The organism is Pedobacter sp. 05T44 (assembly GCF_056395985.1).
Genome location: NZ_JBFTKO010000005.1, coordinates 109,450 through 126,209 on the forward strand (window position 1 = coordinate 109,450; position 16,760 = coordinate 126,209).

Below are 16,760 nucleotides of genomic sequence, written 5' to 3' on the forward strand. Positions count from 1 at the left end.
TTATAGTGACAATATCTCTACCAGTTTTAACCAGGCAGGACTTATTTCTTTTGCATCAATATGCTTAATAGCATGATTAAATGGCGTAAAAACAATCTCTTTATTCTTTTGTCCAACCATTACGCCTGTCTGTCCGGCTAAGATCCCCTCTACAGCAACCACACCTAAGCGGCTAGCCAAAACTCTATCCATGCAGCTTGGCTTACCTCCACGCTGAATATGGCCCAGTACAGAAACCCTGATGTCATACGCCGGAAATTTCTCTTTAAGAACCTCGCCAACATTAAAGCCGCCACCGATCTCATCACCTTCGGCAACAATAATTATTTTCGATGCCTTATCCTTACGTCCGGTCTCAAGTCTGGTAACCAAACCATCAATACCCATATTTGCTTCAGGTATCATAATCGCCTCAGCACCTACCCCTATTCCACTTCTTAAAGCAATAAGACCAGAATCACGGCCCATCACTTCAACAAYAAATAAACGGTCATGAGATTCTGCAGTATCTCTGATTTTATCTACAGCATTAATAACGGTATTAATTGCAGTATCATAACCTATTGTAAAATCAGTTCCTTCCAGATCATTATCAATAGTTCCAGGCAAACCTATAACAGGATAATCAAATTCGTGTGTAAACAAATCTGCTCCCGTAAAAGTACCATCACCACCAATAACAATTAATGCGTCTATGTTATTTTTCTTTAATTGATCGTACGCCTGTTGCCTTCCTTCTTTGGTTCGGAATGAATCACTCCTTGCCGTTTTCAAAATCGTTCCTCCACGTTGAATGATATTTGCTACCGACTTACGGTCCATTTCAATAAAGTCGCCATTCACCAGTCCTTCGTAGCCTCTTAAAATACCAGTAACTTGTAAATCGTAGTAAATTGCTGCCCTTACTACTGCTCGTATTGCAGCGTTCATTCCGGGAGCATCGCCTCCAGATGTTAATACACCTATGTTTTTAATCTTATTCATTTGGTTTTTCAGCTTGTTTGAATTTATCTAAACCACTTTGTAAATATGCAGCATATTCTTTTGCATCAAAAATCGCCCCCTGTGGTTTAACTAAGGGAATTAAATCATGTCCTKCCAATACATAGAAAGGCTGAGAGTTAGATCCATATTTTGTAGCCTGGAAATCACCGTTCCACTTGCCCAGATCATCTGTTGTTGTTCTCAGAATCTCCGAATAATGAACTTTTTCCTTCGGCATTTTAATTTTGCGCTCATCTACATAAAGCTGTATTAATACGTATTCGTTAATTATACGTCCTACCTCGGCATCTATCCATACTTTATCTTCCATTTTGCGGCAGTTCACACATGCCCAGCCTGTAAAATCTATCATAACAGGCTTGTTTACCTTTTTAGCATAAGCTAAGCCTTCTTCCAGATCAAAAAACGGAGTAAAACCAATTGGTTTTTTAAATACATCATCGTATTTCACTTTAGAAGGAAACTCGGTATCCACTTTTGATTGCGATGAGCCGTTCCCGTTAAGGATAAAATCCTGAGTATTCATTGGCGGTGCAAGTCCACTTAAAACGCTTACCGGCGCCCCCCATAAACCAGGCACCATGTAAATGGCAAACGAAAACGAAAGTATGGCAAGGAATAATCGTGGTACCGATACATATGGCAGATCACTGTCGTGCGAAAACTTGAGTTTCCCCAATAAGTAAATACCCATTAAGAAGAAAATCACGATCCACAGCACCAGGAACACCTCACGGTCGAACCATTCCCAATGCCAAACCAAATCGGCAGCAGAAAGGAATTTCAACGCTAAAGCAAGCTCAAGGAAACCAAGGCAAACCTTCACGCTATTCAACCATCCCCCTGATTTAGGCATGCTGCTTAAAAAGCCAGGGAAGATCGCCGACAAGGTAAATGGAAGCGCTAGTGCCAGCGAGAAACCAAACATCCCTACAGCCGGGGCAAGTAACTCACCTTTTGAACTCGCATCTACAAGCAAAGTTCCAATAATAGGTCCTGTGCACGAAAAGGAAACCAAAGCCAGAGATGCAGCCATAAAAAAGATGCCTCCTAAACCTTTGCTGTTATCTGCCTTATTGTCAATTTTATTAACGAAAGAACTTGGTAATGTAATCTCAAATGCGCCAAAAAAGGAGATGGCAAAAACGACCAGTAGAATAAAGAAGAAGAAATTAAACAGTCCGCTACTACTCAACGCGTTTAGGCCTGCCGATCCAAATAATACCGTAATTAACAGCCCGAAAGCAACATAAATAACAATAATAGAGAGGCCGTAAATAATTGCCTGCCCAATTCCTTTATTCTTGCTGCCCGCCCTTTTGGTAAAATAACTTATGGTAAGCGGCACCATTGGGAAAATACAAGGCATTAAAAATGCTAAAAACCCACCAACAAGACCGGCGATAAAAGTTTGCCAAAGTGTTTTCTTATGATTAGCCTCATCAGATACAACAGCAGTTGCCGGCTTATCCTTTGCCTGATCTATAGATGCACTCTGTGCTATAGTATCTTTTTTTACCGTGTCTTTTACAATGTTGTTTACTGCACTATCCTGAGCAGAACCAACTTCCGTAAAAACCAGATCATCCGTTCCGGTTGAATCCTGAACCTGAGTAGCGGCAAATCCATGCCCCGTCATTGTTACAATAAAAAGAAAGAACAAGCTCAGTACTAAAAGTGTTTTTTTCATCCGCATTCCTATTACCTATTTTAAAACCCATGAAAAACCCCGCCATTATATTCATTTTCATGATGAGGGCGTGAAATTACTTATAATTTTTTATTTAAAGACGGTGTTGTAACCGCTAAGCGTTAATTTTACTATTAGCTAATAATCCCTTAAAACCCTTGAAATAAAAAAAGGGTGCTCTGAAAACTCAAAACACCCTTTTCTTTATCTGTATCAGCTTATTTTACCGGTATGCTGAAGCTTACTTCTTCAGGAGGCAAACACTGTTTATCGTTACATACCATAAATTCTACTTTTCCCTTCACAGTAGTAGCACCTTTATTCAATTTGATTTTTTGCTGAAAGGTAACCCCGTTGCCAAAATAGCTAACGTTCATTTTAAAATTCTCATCGTAATAATTTATTGCCTTAGGCTCTGTAGTCTTTCCATTAAGTGCGTAATCACTTGATGGAGTAAAGGTAAAAGTTGTTTTACTCGGGCCCCCTGGTTTCAGATTTTGAGAATAAATATGCCAGCCATCTTCAATATTTGCCTTAATATAAAGTATTGCTTCTGTTTTACTTACTTTCTTAGCTGCGTAAGCCCATGTTACAGGTTTTTCAATTTGAGCTACCGCCCCTAGAACTGTAAATAAGACTAATGTTAATACCAAACTTATTCTTTTCATCTGTAATTGTTTTTTAATTTTTATGTCCCTTAATCCTTTAAAAATTCAACCTCTTTAAAGTTATATACTCTTTCCTTACCAGAGCTTAAAAGAACCAGTTGTCCTGCTTCAGTAATTCTGGTTATTGTAGCTTCAAAAACCTCGCCATTCTGTCTGTAAAAACCCAGTTTATTAAATCTGTACAGGTTTTCAAGGTACTCTTTCATCAGTCTATTGTAATTTCCTCCTTTCAATTGAAGGTACTGACTTTCAATATGACTGCAAATTTCAGCTAATAGCTCAATTAAATTAACATCGTGCTGTAAAATTTCATATAACGATGTTGCTACTTTGGTCTTCTCAATATCAAATTTTTGCTGGTTAACGTTCATTCCTATGCCAACAATGCTCGATTTAAAACTATTCCCAGACAAGCTATTTTCAATTAAAACGCCTCCTATTTTACTGTCATTATAGTAAATATCGTTAGGCCATTTTACCGTTATTCCGTCCTTTACAAAGCGGCCTAAAGCCTTGTTAATGCCGTTACTAACCGCTATATTTAGCATAAATTGCTTGTTTATGGGTAGAAATACCGGTTTTAGAAAGATGCTGAATGTCAGGTTTAATCCGGGCTCACTGTACCAGGTGTTTTCCTGTTGTCCTCTGCCCGCAAATTGGTTATCTGCCATAATAACAGTTCCTTCCGGTAATGGCTCGGATTTTGACACCATCATCTTCAAAAAGTTATTGGTAGAATCAACGGCTGATAATCTGATAAGATTTTGACCAACAAATAATGTTGAAAAAGTGTTATTTTGCAAGTGTTGATTGTATATTTGTTTATCAAAATTAAAACATTTTAATGGTAAAAAAGAAAATCGTAAACCTTTCTACATACCTCTCAGAAATAGCCGTACACGGCATACAGGAAAAAAAAGGCAATGATATTGTCCGCCTGGACCTAAGAGATCTTAACAGTTCCGTTTCTGACTATTTTATTATCTGCAGCGCTAATTCAGCCACTCAGGTTAAGGCAATTGCCGATAGCGTAGAAGAAGAAATCTATAAAAATACTCAAACTAATCCTTGGCGCAAAGAAGGACAAGATGCTGCCGAATGGATAATCCTGGATTATTTTGACGTTGTTGTCCACATATTTAAAACTGAAAAGCGAGACTTTTATGGGATAGAAGACCTGTGGGGCGATGCCCAGGCAACCTCCTATAAAAGCGCATAATCATTTACTTCCACATTTTTTGATATAACGATGAAAGAGAACCCGAATACAAAACCCAAACTAATAAAGAGAATTCCAAATATTCCGAAGAAGCCTCAAAAAGGTTCAAAATTCAATATTTTTTGGGTTTATGCAGCTATTATTTTAGGACTGATATTATTGCAGTTCCTATTCAATGCCGATACCAGCAAACCAATTACCTACCGCGTTTTTGAAAAAGAAATGCTTTTGCCGGGTGATGTACAAAAATTAGTAGCCTACAAGCACGAAGATCTTGTAAAAATTGAGGTATACATTAAAAAAGACAAGCTAAATCAGCCTAAGTACAAAGAGTACCAAAACAAAAGCAATTTTGGAACAAACACAGGCCCTATAGCTTATTTTACGGCCGGATCAATGGACGCGCTGGATACGCAATTAAAGGAATCTCAGAAAAACCTTCCTCCCGATCAGCAGATTTTAGCAGAAAAAGAAACCAGACAAAGTTCATTTAACTCGTGGTTCTTCACTGTAATTATCCCTGTTCTGTTGTTCATTGGCTTCTGGATCTTTATTATGCGCCGTATGGGCGGTGGTGCAGGTGGCGGTGGCGGTCAGATTTTCAATATCGGGAAATCTAAAGCAACCCTGTTCGATAAAGAGAGCCAGGTAAACGTAACATTTAATGATGTTGCCGGCCTCGAAGAAGCAAAACAAGAGGTAATGGAAATTGTAGATTTCCTTAAAAACCCTAAAAAATATACCAACCTGGGTGGTAAAATACCTAAGGGAGCGCTATTAGTAGGCTCTCCGGGAACTGGTAAAACATTATTGGCTAAAGCCGTTGCCGGCGAAGCGCAAGTTCCTTTCTTCTCACTTTCAGGTTCTGATTTCGTAGAAATGTTTGTGGGTGTTGGAGCATCACGTGTCCGTGATTTGTTTAAACAGGCTAAAGATAAAGCACCATGTATCATCTTTATTGACGAGGTTGATGCAATTGGTCGTGCCCGTGGTAAAAACAGCATGATGGGTGGTAACGATGAGCGTGAAAACACATTAAATCAGCTATTGGTTGAAATGGATGGTTTTGGTACCGATTCTGGTATCATTATCCTTGCTGCTACCAACAGACCTGACGTATTGGATACAGCCTTGTTAAGACCGGGAAGGTTTGACAGACAAATCTCTATTGACAAACCTGATTTGGTTGGTCGTGAGCAGATCTTCAAGGTTCACCTTACCCCTATTAAAACCTCTCAGGAAGTTGATGCTAAAAAACTTTCTGCTCAAACTCCAGGCTTTGCCGGAGCAGAAATCGCCAACGTTTGTAATGAGGCTGCACTTATCGCCGCCCGTCGCAACAAAGAAAGCGTTGACATGCAAGACTTCCAGGACGCAATTGACCGTGTTATTGGTGGTTTAGAGAAGAAAAACAAAATCATTTCACCAGAAGAAAAAAGAATCGTTGCTTATCACGAAGCTGGTCACGCAATTGCAGGATGGTTCCTGGAACATGCAGATCCACTTGTAAAGGTATCTATAGTTCCTCGTGGCGTTGCCGCATTAGGATATGCACAATACTTACCTAAAGAGCAGTTCCTGTATACTACAGAGCAATTAACTGACGGTATGTGTATGACAATGGGTGGTAGAGTAGCTGAAGACATTGTGTTCGGTAAAATCTCTACAGGAGCTCAAAATGACCTTGAAAGAATTACCAAGCTATCATACGCAATGGTTACCATCTATGGTATGAACAGCACTATTGGTAACGTGTCGTTCCACGATCCTCAAAATGAGTATAACTTTAATAAGCCGTACTCAGAGAAAACATCTGAAATGATTGACCACGAAGTACGTATCCTTATTTCACAGGTTTACGACAGAACAAAACAATTACTTACAGATAAAAGAGATGGCTTAGAAAAGCTTGCTCAGAAACTAATAGAAAAAGAGATTCTTTTCCAGGCAGATTTAGAAGAAATCTTAGGAAAACGTCCTTTTGATAACCGCACCACTTACGACGAGTTTGTAAACGGTACAGGTGATCAAAAACCTGCAGCAGAAGGCCTTTTACATGAAGGTGTTGGAGAAACTACAGATCCTTCAGCTTCTATTACGCCAACGAATACAGAGTCTTAATTACAATATTTATGGGGCAGCCATTTCGTTTATTGCGAAATGGCTGCAAATCCCTTTTTTTATGCAAGAAAATATTTCCTCCAAAGAGTTAATGCTGAAAAAGATAAGGAAGGCGCTTCTTGAAAAAAGAGACAACCCTTATCCAAATTTAGAAGATACCCCACTGTACACAGAAAATACAGAGTATCCGGAGGTATTATTTGCAGAACAACTTACCGCCGTTTCGGGCAATTTCATCTACTGCGAAAACGGAATAGAATTTATTGAAAACATCCTTCAGCTTGCAGACCGCTTTAACTGGCGTAAAATATACTGCTGGGAGCCTGAATTACAAGAACTCTTAACAGAATACGAATTCCCTTTTTATAAAACAGACAAAGATTTTGACCTGGCCGAAGTTGGAATTACTTTGTGTGAAGCCCTTATTGCACGTAATGGTTCCGTAATGGTTTCCAACCAAAATGCAGCCGGTCGCAGACTTAGTATCTTCCCTCATCATCACATTGTTATTGCCAGAACAGGACAGCTTGTAATGGATCTTAAAGATGCTTTTAAGCTCATCAAAGACAAATACGGTAGTCAAATCCCATCAATGATCAGCACCATAACAGGACCAAGCAGAACAGCAGATATTGAAAAAACATTGGTTCTTGGAGCACACGGACCAAAAGAATTATTTGTATTTTTAATTGAAGATTTCTCTTAAAATTTTTATTTCTAATATAATAGTTCTATTTTTATACTGTATACCAAAACAGTCTGCGGTTCATAATGAGCAATAAAACAAACTTACACTCGGTTATTACAGGTACAGGTAGCTATATTCCCGAAAACATCATTTCTGGCGACTCTTTTTTAACCTCCACATTTTACGATAATGGAGTGGCTTTGGAAAAAGACATCAACGAAGTAATAAATAAATTTGCAGAGATCACAGAGATTCTTGAGAGACGCTATGTTGATGACAATATTGTAAATAGCGACATTGCAGCTATTGCTGCTCAACGCGCAATTGACGATGCCGGAATAGACAAAGAAACTTTAGATCATATCATATTCTGCCATAATTTCGGAGACGTAAAAAGCGGCAGCAATCGTATGGATATCCTTCCTTCCTTGGCCGCCAAGGTAAAGCAAACCCTGCATATCCTAAATCCCGATTGTGTTGCCTATGATATCATATTTGGTTGCCMGGGCTGGGTTCAAGGCGCCATACAAGCCAACTATCTCATTCAAAGTGGCGATGCAAAACGAGTAATGGTTATTGGTGCAGAAACGCTTTCCAGAATAACCGATCCTCATGACCGCGACAGCATGATCTTCTCTGATGGTGCAGCAGCTGTTATTTTTGAAGCTCAGGAATCTGAAAACCCATTAGGCATTGTTGCTCACAAAACACAAACCTATGCGGTCGATTATGGTTCGTTACTGGTAATGGGCAAAAGCAACAACCCGAGCGAGTGTAATGGCAACACCTATCTTAAAATGAATGGCCGCAAGCTCTATGAGTTTGCCGTTATAAACGTTCCTCAAGTAGTTAAAAAAGCTATAGACAAAGCAGAAATAGACATTAAAGATGTTAAAATTGTTTTCATACATCAGGCTAACGGGAAAATGGATACCGCCATTATGAAACGCTTATTTAAGCTTTATGATTTGGATACGGTGCCGGAAAATCTAGTTCCTATGACCATTTCATGGTTAGGAAATAGCTCTGTAGCTACTATACCAACACTGCTGGATCTGGTTCTAAAAGAAAAGGTAGAAGGCTATAAAGTAAAGAAAGGTGATTACGCTGTATTTGCCTCTGTAGGGGCAGGCATGCACATCAATGCTTTTGTTTATCGTTTTTAAGCTATAGTTTTAGTCAGCATTTTTATCAATTCTTTTGATACCGGCCTTTGCCTGCGTCTCAATGCTGCTTTCATAATCGTGGTTTTTCATTTGAATGGCAACATTGAAAAAAGCTTTAGCCTTTGAGAAGTTTGCTTTCTTTTCGTAAATCTTACCAATCTGCAATGCAGAATTTGCTGCAAAATAGTACTTCAGGTTTTTTCCTGTATTAATGGCATTCTGATAGCTGGTAAGCGCTATATCGTCCTTTCCAAGCTCATCATTTATACGCCCCAGACGATAATAGTATTCCGTTTTATCCCTGGCAGAGGCAAAACTATCCCCTTTGCTGTCTTTTAGCTCCTCCAGTGCTTTATTGTAATAGCCGCCATCAAACAACAGCCTTGCTTTTAAAAGCTCTTTATTTGGTATTGATTCGCCCGCTTCATTAAGCGCCTGCTTATCCTTTTCCTGATAAGTATAGCCTGCCGACTTAACCTTGTTCATAAACGCAGTATAAGCCTCCGTATCGCCTTTTAGTAGCGAGACCCAGCCTAAGTGCAGGTTTGCGTCTTTAATGTAATTAGCCCCTTTATTAAGCTGCAAAAAACGGACAAAGTTCTGTCCAGATGAATAGTCAAGTTTATTGAGCTTTGCAGAACCCAGCAAAAACTCCAGATAAGGAAAAGATTGATACTCCGCACCTGTTGGTCTGTTATTTAAAATACTGATGGCCTCATCATTGTGGCCGTTCTTTGAGCACACCAATGCCTGCAAATATGTTTTTAACAGACTACTCTCTGCAATTCTGGAGGTGTATTTCATTGTTTTGCTGTAGGCCGAAGGGCTATGTGCGATATCATTCAGCACAAATACGTAATAGAACACCACTTCTTCATAGAATGGCTCAAATTTAGATTTGGGCAGGCTTTCCGACAACTTATCGAGCATTGCTATTCCGCTTTGAAGATTCCCTTTTATACCGAACGTAGAAAGTGTGCTCTTCAAAATTCCATCTGGCAGGTTACCCAAAAAAGCATTGATCAGGCCTAGCCCTTTTGCGTTTAATGTAAATGCCGGAAATTTCTTGTTGTTATCCTGTAATAAGCCATTGGCCTTTTTAATTTCCCTTGCGGCAGTAAAGTATTCACCGTATCGCCCCCTAATTAAAGCCCATTGTAAGTTTATCTCGGCCTGCGCATATAAATAGTATGGTGATGACTTATCACCATCAGCGATTTGGTCTAACCGTGTAGATTTATTTTCTTTTAACTTGTCAAATTCCGTCTTGCTTTCCGTGGTAAGCAAATAAAAATAATCAACATAGTTTTCCAGTAAAGGAACCAACCCATTGTCAGGATGAATCTTCTTCTCAGCAGCAATCAGCTGTCTGGCGGTGCTCAGCTTAAGCTCAAATATGTTCTGGTAGGCTTTTAAGCAATTGGCATTAAAGTCGAAATTTGCATAAATAGCTGTTGGCGAAAGCAACAAAAAAACAATCAGCACACATTTATATACAGAACCGGAAATCATATTCATAACTAAGGCAAGGATTAACTAAATCTTAATGCTTTGCTGTAAGCAAAAATTCTTCCACAAAAAAGAAGGTGTATCATATGATAATGATACACCTTCTTTTTTTCTCTCGTCATTCTGAATTTATTTCAGAATCTAGCAGGGGCTATTCAAAAACATACTCAAGAGGGATTCTGAAATAAATTCAGAATGACGGCACGTGTTATGCCGGTAACTCTTCCTGAGTAAGTGCCTCATCAACTAAAATCCTTCCACAATGCTCGCAAACAATGATTTTCTTGCGTTGACGGATATCTAATTGACGCTGAGGAGGAATCTGGTTAAAACAACCTGAACATGAATCACGGTCGATAGTAACAACAGCAAGGCCGTTATTAGCATTTCCTCTTAATCTCTTATATGCAGTTAAAAGTCTGTCTTCAATTTGAGTTTCAGCTTTTTCAGCTTTTTTACTTAACGACTGCTCTTCTTTTTCAGTTTCAGCAGTAATTGTTTGCAACTCTCCTTTTTTGATATCAAGATCTTTTCTTCTCGACTCTAAATCAGCAAGTGCTTTTTCGTAAACTTCAGTTTTTTGAGTGATATCAAAACCAAACTCTCTGATCTTTTTCTCGCAAACCTGAATCTCAAGCGTCTGGATCTCAACCTCCTTAGTTAAAGCATCATATTCACGATTGTTTTTAACATCTTTTAATTGGGTCTCGTATTTTTTGATCAGGCCTTGAGCTTCCTTAATCATATTTTTACGCGTTACAATGGCGTCTTCAGTATCATCCAATTCACTTTTGAATTTTTGTATACGTGTTTCCAGTCCTTCAACCTCATCTTCAAGGTCAGCCACTTCCATTGGCAATTCACCACGTATCTGACGTATTTTATCGATCTTAGTATGAAGAGTTTGTAATTCGTATAAAGCTTTTAGCTTTTGCTCTACAGTTTGTTCCATTAAATGAAATAATTTATGGGGTTTGTGTTATGCTCCGTTAAACGGATTGCAAAGTTAGGAAATTTTTCTTGAATAATATCTATCAACAAATTAGATGTAAATTGTTCACTTTCAAAGTGTCCGATATCAGCGATAACCAATTTTTCATCGGCATCAAAAAACTCATGATATTTAAAATCTGCGGTTACAAAAGCGTCGGCACCGGCTGCAATGGCATCTTTAAGCAAAAAACTTCCCGATCCACCACAAACAGCCACCTTTTTAATCCTTTTAGGCAGCAATTTAGTATGTCTTATTACCTCGGCATCCATTCTGTCTTTAACTAAATGAAGAAAGTCTTTTCCGTCCATTTCGTGTTCCAGCCAGCCAACCATTCCGGCACCTACAGTATCCAATCTATTTCCCAAAGGATAAATATCATAGGCAACCTCCTCATAAGGATGGTTTTCAAACAAGGCCAGAAGCACTTTTCTCTCATCCTGAACCAAAAAAACCGTTTCTATCCTTACTTCTGACTCATGGTGCCGAACACCCTTCTCGCCAACAAAGGCATTAGTGTCTTCTCCGGCCCTAAATGTTCCTGTGCCTTCTGCATTAAAGCTACATTCACTGTAATTACCAATACCGCCAGCGCCTGCCTCAAACAAAGCTGATCGTACTGCAGCAGCCTGAGCAGTCGGACAAAATGTCACCAATTTTTTTAATAACGATGTTTTCGGACTTAAAATCTTAATATTTTTTAGCCCCAACCGCTGACTGATCACCCCGTTAACACCATATTTTACATGGTCTAGGTTTGTATGAATAGCATAAAGCGCAATATTATGCCTTATCGCTTTTAGTACAACCCGTTCAACATAGTTTTTCCCGGTAAGCTTTTTGAGCCCCTTAAAAACGATAGGATGATGGGTGATGATCAAATTACAGTTCTGAGCAATGGCCTCATCTACAATGGCCTCCGTGCAATCGAGGGCAACAAGCGCCCCGTGTATTTCCTGATCAGCATTTCCGATAAGTAATCCAGAATTATCATAATCTTCCTGATAATTCAATGGAGCAAATTCTTCCAGATGCTTTATTAAAATCGCTAACCTCATAGGCTGTAAATTTACAATATGCACAACAAAATTTCACTTTAAAATAAAAAGAGATTGCACACGCTGTACAATCTCTTTTTATTTTAAAGTGTACTATTCTATTGAATATTCCCCATTTTAACCATCTGTAAACTTTMAAACACCATACGCTGATTGTATTCAAAAGCAAGGGTCTTATGGTTTATTAAATCGATAATCGTTCCTATAAAACATAACCCAACTGTAAAGAAATACAGCACTCCCATACCAATCTGGTTTACCAGAAACCTTGGTAATCCTGGTACAAAGAAGCCTAAAATGCAATACAGCACCATATCGTCCGGATTTCTTCTTTTACTTCCGTAAATCATTAAAAACCCTCTCAACTGTTGTTCACTAAATCCTGTAGTTGCAGTTTGCAAGTACGAATATTCCTGAGGTGTGATACCCGGCAATGACATAAATGGTGAATCAAACATATCCTTCCTCCTTATATTTTAAAATTTTATTCCTTTTAACACTTAATTTTATCAGCACAACAATCCTGTATACAATAATCAGCAGGGCAGGTATTCCAAACCAATGGAGCTTAATGCTCTCTGCAATATTACCATGAAACAGCTGCGTTAAAGCTCTTCCAATTCCACATCCCGGGCACCAATCTATCCCCATGTTTGCTAGCGGACAAAGGGTAAAGTGATGTTCATGGCCATGTAACTGTGGTTGCGCTAATCCCAGCAATACTAAAGCCGTTATCCAAAAAATGAGTTCTAATGGTATGCGGCTCAGCATTTTCATGTTATCCTCTTTTTATTTTAGATTGATTAATAGAGACTTTGTTACATCTAAAGCTAATCATAAATCTTACATTTGCATTGTGAACATCCGCGACCTGATTAATCGATACAAAACAGATGAACGCATTGTAGCATTGGCAAAAGCCCTTAATGCGGGCAAAGGTAATAAACTTCAGCTAAAAGGACTAGTTGGTTCTGCCGATGCAACAATTGCAACAGCTACTTATTTTCTGCTCCATAAACCAATTTTATTTGTGTTACCGGATAGGGAAGAGGCATCTTATTTTCTTGCAGATCTGGAAAGTATTCTGGATAAAGAAGTACTTTTATTTCCTTCTTCATTCCGCAAAGCTTTTGAATTTACACAGGTTGACACCGCAAATGTACTGGCCAGGGCCGAAGTATTAAACGAACTAAACCACCATTCTGAATACGGCAAAATAGTAGTTACATACCCCGAGGCCCTTGCAGAAAAGGTAATAAACCGTTCTCTTCTCGAAAAAAACACCCTCGAAATTAGTCTGGGCGCTAAACTAGGCATCGATTTCATAAATGAGTTCCTGATAGACTACGATTTTAACCGTACCGATTTCGTTTACGAACCCGGTCAGTTTTCAATCCGTGGCGGCATAGTAGATATTTTTTCTTTCTCACATGACCTGCCTTATCGTATAGAATTTTTTGGTGATGAAATTGAAAGCATCCGCACATTCGAAATAGAAAGTCAACTCTCTGTAGAAGATGTAAAAACCTTCACCATCATCCCAAATGTTCAATCAAAATACCTTACAGAAAGCAACATCAGCTTGCTCGACTATATAGAAAAAGACACCCAGCTTTGGTTTAGAGATGTAGAATTTACCCTCGACATTGTTAAATCCGGCTACAAAAAGGCTGTTGAGCTTTGGAAAGCTTTGCCGGTTAAAGAAAAAGCGGAAAATCAAGACTGGATTGACCCTAAATTTGCCTTTACCGACGAAAAAATGATGGCCGACATGCTGCAGGATTTTCTTCTGGTAGAATTTGGAAAACAATTTTTTTACAAAACAGATCAGGTTTTTCAGTTCGAAACCAAGCCACAGCCATCCTTTAATAAAGACTTTAACCTGCTTATTCACAACATCAAAGAAAATGAAAAGCAAGGCATCCATAACTTCATTTTTAGCTCCTCAACCAAGCAAACCGAACGTTTATACGCCATATTAGACGATATAGATAAAACGGCAAAGTTTACCCCGGTAAACATCCCTTTAAGAGAAGGATTTGTTGACGCGCAACAACATGTGGCCTTTTATACTGACCATCAAATTTTTGATCGTTTTTACAAATACAAGCTCAAAAGAGGCTATCAGCGCAGTCAGGCCATAACTTTAAAAGAACTCAGAGATTTAAAGCCAGGCGATTTTGTGACCCATATAGACCATGGAATAGGTAAATATGCCGGCCTGGAAAAGGTAGAAGTAAACGGAAAAACACAGGAAATGATTCGACTGGTATATGCCGACAACGACCTGCTTTACGTAAACATCAACTCCCTAAACCGCATTGCAAAATACAGCGGAAAAGATGGTACTGCCCCTAAAATGAACAAGCTGGGAACCGAGGCATGGGACAAGCTTAAAAAGACCACTAAAAAAAAAGTTAAAGATATAGCCCGCGACCTGATAAAGCTATACGCCTTAAGAAAATCGCAGGTTGGTACTGCATTCGATCCAGATGGCTACCTGGAAACAGAACTGGAAGCATCTTTCATTTACGAAGATACCCCTGATCAGGAAAAGGCGACAAACGATGTTAAAAAAGACATGGAAGCCCCGCATCCAATGGATAGGCTTGTGTGTGGCGATGTAGGCTTTGGTAAAACAGAGATCGCTATACGTKCGGCCTTTAAAGCCGTTGCAAACGGCAAACAGGCAGCAGTATTGGTGCCTACCACCATTTTGGCCTTACAACACTTTAAAACCTTCTCGGGTCGTTTAAAAGGCTTCCCTTGCAATGTCGACTACATTAACCGTTTTAAAACCAATAAACAGATAAAAGATACGCTTGCAGCTGTTGTTGATGGCAAAGTAGATATCATTATTGGTACCCACCGTTTATTGAGCAAGGATGTAAAATTCAAAGATCTGGGCATCATGATCATCGATGAAGAACAGAAGTTCGGTGTAGCATCGAAAGAAAAACTGAAGGCTTTGAGGGTGAATGTAGATACCCTAACCCTTACCGCCACACCAATTCCGCGTACACTCCATTTTTCGTTAATGGGAGCGAGGGATCTTTCCATCATGAGCACTCCGCCACCAAACAGGCAAGCTGTAAATACAGAATTACACGTTTTTAACGATAAACTGATTCAGGAAGCCGTTCAATTTGAACTTGATCGTGGCGGACAGGTATTCTTTATCCATAACCGCGTAAACGACCTTCCGCAATTGGGCGGTTTAATACAACGCCTGGTTCCAAAAGCACGCATAGGTATTGCCCACGGGCAGCTTGATGGCGACGCGCTTGAGGATGTAATGCTTGATTTTATAAATGGCGAAAAGGATGTATTGGTTGCCACAACAATTATTGAGGCAGGTTTGGATATTCCAAACGCAAACACCATCATCATTAACCATGCACATATGTTTGGGCTAAGCGACCTGCACCAGATGCGTGGCAGGGTAGGTAGGTCCAACAAAAAAGCTTTCTGTTACCTGCTAAGTCCTCCACTTTCTACCTTAACTTCTGAGGCCCGCAAAAGACTTAGTGCCATCGAAGAGTTTTCAGACCTCGGGAGCGGCTTTAACATCGCAATGAGGGATTTGGACATCCGCGGCAGCGGAAACCTGTTAGGAGCGGAGCAAAGTGGCTTTATTGCCGAAATAGGTTTCGAAATGTATCACAAAATACTTGATGAAGCCATACAGGAGCTCAAAGCAGATGAGTTTAAAGGCCTGTTTAAAGATGAGCCGGAACGCCCTTTTGTTACCTTTACACAGATAGATACCGATTTGGAATTATACATTCCAGACGATTATGTAACCAACATTACCGAGCGGTATAATCTATACACCGAGTTGTCTAAAATAGAGAACGAAACCCAGTTAAAAGCATTTGAGCTGAGTTTAAAAGATCGGTTTGGTCCGGTTCCAAAGCCAGTTAAAACCATGCTGAATGTATTGAGATTGCAATGGGTGGCCAAAAAACTGGCTTTTGAAAAAATAACCTTCAAAAAAGGCACTTTACGCGGTTATTTCATAACAGACAAACAATCTTCGTTTTTTGATTCAACAATGTTCAATAAAATATTGCACTTTGCACAAATCCACCCCCGGCTATGTAATTTAAAAGAAGTTAAAGACAGCTTAAGGATTGCCTTTGATAACCTTAACACAGTTGATGAAGCAGTAGAAATGCTCGAAATGGTGGTTAATTAATTTAAAGCGAAATGAATCCGCAAATACTGAAAGATCTGGTTACCATGCAAATGCCATTTGGCAAATATAAAGGACGTATTATATGCGATCTGCCGGAATCTTACCTGATCTGGTTTCATAAAGAAGGTTTTCCTCCCGGGAAACTTGGCGAAATGATTGCAACACTTTATGAGATTAAACTTAACGGCCTGGAGTATTTGCTTCAACCGCTAAAGAACCCCAATCGTTAGTCTCATTTCTCTCCAAAATTCTTGTTTTTTAGCCTATTTTTTTATTTATCGTTATAGTGTTGTAGGGCTCTTGTTTAAGTACAAAATCTTCAAAGTCCATGTTGAGTCCATGTCTACTCCATGTCTAGTCCATGTTTTACCAGAAAAACACGGTGTTAATATGAACTTAACATGCATTCATTATTGATTTTGGTAAAGCAACAATCCAGCCGTTTTC

Annotated in this window: 15 protein-coding genes; 6 read left to right on the forward strand and 9 right to left on the reverse strand. The window is 39.2% G+C overall.

What is annotated here, in order from left to right:
- The 4 genes from pfkA to AC1DDK_RS10530 form a co-directional block, all read right to left on the reverse strand.
- The gene (pfkA, locus tag AC1DDK_RS10515) at positions 1-984 is read right to left on the reverse strand and encodes a 6-phosphofructokinase (RefSeq protein WP_477633884.1); all 984 of its coding nucleotides are present in this window, start codon (positions 982-984) and stop codon (positions 1-3) included.
- Positions 977-2,695, reverse strand: coding sequence for a protein-disulfide reductase DsbD family protein (locus AC1DDK_RS10520; protein ID WP_477633885.1), 1,719 nt, complete (start codon positions 2,693-2,695; stop codon positions 977-979). Before AC1DDK_RS10520 ends, pfkA begins: the two co-directional genes overlap by 8 nt.
- Positions 2,696-2,913: 218 nt before the next feature.
- Positions 2,914-3,363, reverse strand: a complete 450-nt coding sequence (locus AC1DDK_RS10525) for a protein-disulfide reductase DsbD N-terminal domain-containing protein (protein WP_172662358.1) — start codon at positions 3,361-3,363, stop codon at positions 2,914-2,916.
- A 29-nt stretch (positions 3,364-3,392) separates the two neighbouring features.
- Complete coding sequence (locus tag AC1DDK_RS10530) at positions 3,393-4,166, reverse strand: biotin--[acetyl-CoA-carboxylase] ligase (protein ID WP_172662357.1); 774 nt, start codon at positions 4,164-4,166, stop codon at positions 3,393-3,395.
- 41 nt (positions 4,167-4,207) lie between these two features.
- Between AC1DDK_RS10530 and rsfS the strand changes: the two genes are divergently transcribed.
- The 4 genes from rsfS (at position 4,208) to AC1DDK_RS10550 (ending at position 8,557) form a co-directional block, all read left to right on the forward strand.
- A complete protein-coding gene (gene rsfS / locus AC1DDK_RS10535; protein ID WP_048908120.1) occupies positions 4,208-4,582 on the forward strand; it encodes a ribosome silencing factor in 375 nt (124 codons plus the stop codon).
- 30 nt (positions 4,583-4,612) lie between these two features.
- Entirely contained in the window at positions 4,613-6,703 is a 2,091-nt protein-coding gene (ftsH, locus tag AC1DDK_RS10540; protein WP_172662356.1) for an ATP-dependent zinc metalloprotease FtsH, read from the forward strand.
- A gap of 61 nt (positions 6,704-6,764) precedes the next feature.
- Entirely contained in the window at positions 6,765-7,409 is a 645-nt protein-coding gene (locus AC1DDK_RS10545; RefSeq protein ID WP_048908122.1) for a LutC/YkgG family protein, read from the forward strand.
- A 65-nt stretch (positions 7,410-7,474) separates the two neighbouring features.
- Positions 7,475-8,557, forward strand: a complete 1,083-nt coding sequence (locus AC1DDK_RS10550; protein ID WP_477633886.1) for a 3-oxoacyl-ACP synthase III family protein — start codon at positions 7,475-7,477, stop codon at positions 8,555-8,557.
- Positions 8,558-8,566: 9 nt separating this feature from the next.
- Here the strand turns inward: AC1DDK_RS10550 and AC1DDK_RS10555 are convergent, their stop codons facing one another.
- From AC1DDK_RS10555 to AC1DDK_RS10575, 5 genes are all read right to left on the reverse strand, one after another.
- The gene (locus AC1DDK_RS10555; protein WP_337717080.1) at positions 8,567-10,075 is read right to left on the reverse strand and encodes a YfgM family protein; all 1,509 of its coding nucleotides are present in this window, start codon (positions 10,073-10,075) and stop codon (positions 8,567-8,569) included.
- A 199-nt stretch (positions 10,076-10,274) separates the two neighbouring features.
- Positions 10,275-11,018, reverse strand: coding sequence for a zinc ribbon domain-containing protein (locus AC1DDK_RS10560; protein WP_048908124.1), 744 nt, complete (start codon positions 11,016-11,018; stop codon positions 10,275-10,277).
- On the reverse strand, positions 11,018-12,115 hold the full coding sequence (locus AC1DDK_RS10565; RefSeq protein WP_172662354.1) for a Nif3-like dinuclear metal center hexameric protein: 1,098 nt from the start codon (positions 12,113-12,115) through the stop codon (positions 11,018-11,020). The genes AC1DDK_RS10560 and AC1DDK_RS10565 overlap by 1 nt, the downstream gene beginning before the upstream one ends.
- Before the next feature lie 98 nt (positions 12,116-12,213).
- A complete protein-coding gene (locus AC1DDK_RS10570; protein ID WP_477633887.1) occupies positions 12,214-12,573 on the reverse strand; it encodes a TM2 domain-containing protein in 360 nt (119 codons plus the stop codon).
- Positions 12,566-12,892 (reverse strand): DUF2752 domain-containing protein, encoded by a 327-nt coding sequence (locus tag AC1DDK_RS10575; protein ID WP_172662352.1) that lies wholly within the window; start codon positions 12,890-12,892, stop codon positions 12,566-12,568. The genes AC1DDK_RS10570 and AC1DDK_RS10575 overlap by 8 nt, the downstream gene beginning before the upstream one ends.
- A 79-nt stretch (positions 12,893-12,971) precedes the next feature.
- On the opposite strand from AC1DDK_RS10575, the gene mfd reads away from it, so the two are divergent.
- Both mfd and AC1DDK_RS10585 read left to right on the forward strand, forming a co-directional pair.
- The gene (mfd, locus tag AC1DDK_RS10580) at positions 12,972-16,313 is read left to right on the forward strand and encodes a transcription-repair coupling factor (RefSeq protein ID WP_477633888.1); all 3,342 of its coding nucleotides are present in this window, start codon (positions 12,972-12,974) and stop codon (positions 16,311-16,313) included.
- A gap of 11 nt (positions 16,314-16,324) precedes the next feature.
- Positions 16,325-16,543, forward strand: a complete 219-nt coding sequence (locus tag AC1DDK_RS10585; protein ID WP_048908127.1) for a DUF3820 family protein — start codon at positions 16,325-16,327, stop codon at positions 16,541-16,543.
- Positions 16,544-16,760: the final 217 nt, after the last annotated feature.

Bases quoted from the DNA above. Each gene is read 5' to 3' on its own strand.
- AC1DDK_RS10525 (WP_172662358.1), bottom strand. From the start codon at position 3,363: ATGAAAAGAATAAGTTTGGTATTAACATTAGTCTTATTTACAGTTCTA.
- rsfS (WP_048908120.1), top strand. From the start codon at position 4,208: ATGGTAAAAAAGAAAATCGTAAACCTTTCTACATACCTCTCAGAAATA.
- ftsH (WP_172662356.1), top strand. From the start codon at position 4,613: ATGAAAGAGAACCCGAATACAAAACCCAAACTAATAAAGAGAATTCCA.
- AC1DDK_RS10545 (WP_048908122.1), top strand. From the start codon at position 6,765: ATGCAAGAAAATATTTCCTCCAAAGAGTTAATGCTGAAAAAGATAAGG.
- AC1DDK_RS10555 (WP_337717080.1), bottom strand. From the start codon at position 10,075: ATGAATATGATTTCCGGTTCTGTATATAAATGTGTGCTGATTGTTTTT.
- AC1DDK_RS10560 (WP_048908124.1), bottom strand. From the start codon at position 11,018: ATGGAACAAACTGTAGAGCAAAAGCTAAAAGCTTTATACGAATTACAA.
- AC1DDK_RS10565 (WP_172662354.1), bottom strand. From the start codon at position 12,115: ATGAGGTTAGCGATTTTAATAAAGCATCTGGAAGAATTTGCTCCATTG.
- AC1DDK_RS10575 (WP_172662352.1), bottom strand. From the start codon at position 12,892: ATGAAAATGCTGAGCCGCATACCATTAGAACTCATTTTTTGGATAACG.
- AC1DDK_RS10585 (WP_048908127.1), top strand. From the start codon at position 16,325: ATGAATCCGCAAATACTGAAAGATCTGGTTACCATGCAAATGCCATTT.